We start from the raw sequence: 2,292 nt of genomic DNA, 5'->3' as shown, positions 1-2,292 counted from the left end.
TCCTGCGCGGCCTTGATCTCTTCCGCAAGAGCGACGACACGTTCGTCGACACCCTCCTTGCTAAGGAGCATGTCGGACATGTCGATGGCCTGGGCGTGGTGCTCTTTCATCATGCTGGCGAACATGATGTCGGCGTCGTTGGCGTCCGCGGACGCCGGGGCCGAGGTGCTGCTTTCGTGGTTCATGCCGGGCATGTCGCCGCCGGAGGTGGTACCGGCGCAGCCGGCGAGTCCAAGCACTGCGGCGAGGGTGAGTGCGGCTGTCGCCGCAAACCGGGTCTTCATGATGGGGTTCTCCAAGAGTCGATGATGGTGCCCAGCGAGAGAGGCTGGGCGAGGGCGTTACCCGCGGAAAGCGGGCGCGCCTGTCATCACGTGCGACTGATGCAGAGAACGGTGAGAGACGGAGGCCGCAGCGGATGCAGCGCATCCCGGAGATGTAGGCGGGACACGGGCGTTCCCGGGGAATGTGCGACGGTTCGCCACCAGGCGGACGGCCGGGCGAGCAGCACGACAGCGATGAGGAGCGCGAGAACGCAGGCCATCCACGCCATGCCGTGATCGTCAGAACACGTGGCGCACCCCGCCTCGTCCACCGCTGCGGCGTCGCCAGAGGCGTGTGCGGGGTGAGCATCGGCATGCGCGGGTGCGACGGCGATGGTCTCACTGTGCCCGGAGGGCATGGTGTGCGTGTTCATCGAGTGCATCGCCAGAAGCCCGAAGATCACGGAAAAGGCGACGGCGACGACGGTCAGGAGGGTGCGGGTGAGGGTGCGCTGGTCATGCACGCGCCGTGCGATCGTCATCAACACTGTCCCACCTCCCTTTCTTCCAGGGTACGTCGCCGCCGCCCATGCGCCTACTTGTCGACGACGGCGTCCGGGCTGAGGTTCAGCCGTCGCAGCAACTGCGCATTCAGCGCGACAACGATCGTGGATAGTGACATCAACACCGCACCGACCGACATCGGCAACACGAACCCGACGGGGGCGAGCACACCGGCAGCCAACGGCACCGAGAGAAGGTTGTACCCGGCGGCCCACCAGAGGTTCTGTTTCATCTTCCGGTAACTGGCCCGCGACAGCTCAATCACGGAGATCACCGATCGGGGGTCGTCGCTGGCGAGGATGACACCTGCGGAGGCGATCGCAACGTCCGTTCCTGCACCGATCGCAATCCCTACGTCTGCCTGGGCGAGGGCGGGGGCGTCGTTCACGCCGTCACCGACCATCGCGACCTTGCGGCCTTCGTTTTGCAGTTCTTTCACCTTGGAGGCTTTGTCCTCCGGACGGACCCCGGCGAAGTACCGGTCGATACCCAGCTCGCCGGCGACGGACGCGGCGACCGCGTCAGCGTCACCGGTGATCATGACCACCTGCACGCCGCGCTCGTGAAGCGCATCGACCGCGTGACGTGACTCGGAACGGATCTCATCCGCGAGGCGCAGCGCGCCCGTCACCTGACCGTCGACGAGCACGTGGAGGATGATCGCACCCTCACCGCGCCACTCGTCGGCAACCGGCAGCTCGGTGGCGTGTTCTTGCTCGAGCATGTACGGGCCACCCACCTGCACGACACGTCCGTCGACACGGGCACGCACCCCGACAGCGGGGGAGGATTCAAAATCGGTCGAACGCGGAACGGTGAGGTTCTTCTCTTTCGCCGCGTTGACGATCGCACGGGCGAGGGGGTGCTCGGAGTCGGCTTCCGCGGCCGCGGCCCACGCCAGCAGCTGATCGGCGTCGGCGCCTGTGACGGGATCGATCGCGGTCACGGCAGGGGTGCCCTTGGTGAGCGTGCCGGTCTTGTCGAACAGGACCGTGTCGACGGTGCGCATGCTTTCCAGTGCGAGGCGATCCTTGATCAGCACGCCCCCTCGGGCGGCGCGTTCCGTCGCGATCGACACGACAAGCGGAATCGCAAGACCCAGAGCGTGCGGGCAGGCGATCACCAACACCGTGATGGTGCGAATCACCGCCGCGTCGGGCTGGCCGACGAGAGTCCACACGATCGCGGTGATCGCGGCAGCGCCAAGCGCGAACCAGAACAGCCAACCCGCCGCCTTATCCGCGAGTCGTTGCGCCCGCGAGGACGAACTCTGCGCCTCCGTCACGAGCTTCTGGATACCCGCGAGAGCGGTGTCGTCGCCGATCGCGGTGATCTCCACCCGCAACCCGGAATCGGTGGCAACCGTACCGGCGATCACCGGGTCGCCCGCGCTGCGGCGCACCGGGCGGGACTCTCCGGTGATCATCGACTCGTCCATGCTGGCCGAGCCCTGCACGATCCGCCC

At 66.8% G+C, this 2,292-nt stretch carries 3 protein-coding genes; all 3 read right to left on the bottom strand.

Annotated features, from left to right (window positions below; translation table 11 throughout):
- The coding region (locus DW298_RS00085; protein ID WP_342670878.1) for a DUF305 domain-containing protein at positions 1-299 on the bottom strand (299 nt) is incomplete at its 3' end.
- 71 nt (positions 300-370) lie between these two features.
- Positions 371-805 carry a DUF6153 family protein gene (locus DW298_RS00080; protein WP_058631437.1) on the bottom strand — a complete coding sequence of 145 codons (435 nt, stop codon included), beginning with the start codon at positions 803-805 and terminating at the stop codon, positions 371-373.
- A gap of 53 nt (positions 806-858) precedes the next feature.
- Positions 859-2,292, bottom strand: a 1,434-nt coding sequence (locus DW298_RS00075; protein ID WP_136040469.1) for a heavy metal translocating P-type ATPase, incomplete at its 5' end; no start/stop codon positions are given.

Origin of the sequence: Microbacterium sp. A20, assembly GCF_004794515.1 — a bacterium.
GTDB lineage: Bacteria > Actinomycetota > Actinomycetes > Actinomycetales > Microbacteriaceae > Microbacterium.
The sequence above is the reverse complement of the archived record's forward strand: the minus strand, read 5'-3'. Positions and strand labels throughout refer to the sequence as shown.

What these genes read in the sequence shown, in the direction of transcription:
- DW298_RS00080 (WP_058631437.1), bottom strand. Translation starts at nt 805, where the DNA reads ATGACGATCGCACGGCGCGTGCATGACCAGCGCACCCTCACCCGCACC.